This is a genomic window from Paraburkholderia ginsengiterrae (genome assembly GCF_001645125.1).
GTDB lineage: Bacteria > Pseudomonadota > Gammaproteobacteria > Burkholderiales > Burkholderiaceae > Paraburkholderia > Paraburkholderia ginsengiterrae.
Window position 1 is genome coordinate 1 of the sequence record NZ_LXKA01000215.1, and the last position, 466, is coordinate 466.

Below are 466 nucleotides of genomic sequence, written 5' to 3' on the forward strand. Positions count from 1 at the left end.
GGGCAGGGGAGGCGCGGGGCGCCGAATTCCTCCGGCCAGGGTTAGTGGAGGCGGAGCTGGTGGGGGGGGTGCTGCCGCCCGCGCAATTGGTCGACTGGTGCGGGCGCTTTCTGCCGGATCTCGGCGCGAAAAAGCCCGCCACGCGGTTCGAGCCGGTCACCGTGACGGATCGCACCGACGGCAAGATCGCGCATCTCGACGGCTTGAATCTCAGCCGCGCATGGTGCCAGCGCGCGCTGGCACCATGCGCGGCTGAGATTCAAGCCGTCGAGATGCGCGATCTTGCCGTCGGTGCGATCCGTCACGGTGACCGGCTCGAACCGCGTGGCGGGCTTTTTCGCGCCGAGATCCGGCAGAAAGCGCCCGCACCAGTCGACCAATTGCGCGGGCGGCAGCACCCCCCCCACCAGCTCCGCCTCCACTAACCCTGGCCGGAGGAATTCGGCGCCCCGCGCCTCCCCTGCCC

2 pseudogenes are annotated in these 466 nt (G+C 70.4%); one reads left to right on the forward strand and one right to left on the reverse strand.

Annotated elements, in window-relative coordinates:
* Positions 1-68 precede the first annotated feature (68 nt).
* Positions 69-197, forward strand: a pseudogene (locus tag A6V37_RS43335) (DUF2891 family protein); the annotation flags it as partial.
* Between the two features lie 27 nt (positions 198-224).
* Here the strand turns inward: A6V37_RS43335 and A6V37_RS43340 are convergent.
* Positions 225-466 (reverse strand): annotated as a pseudogene (locus A6V37_RS43340) (DUF2891 family protein); the annotation flags it as partial.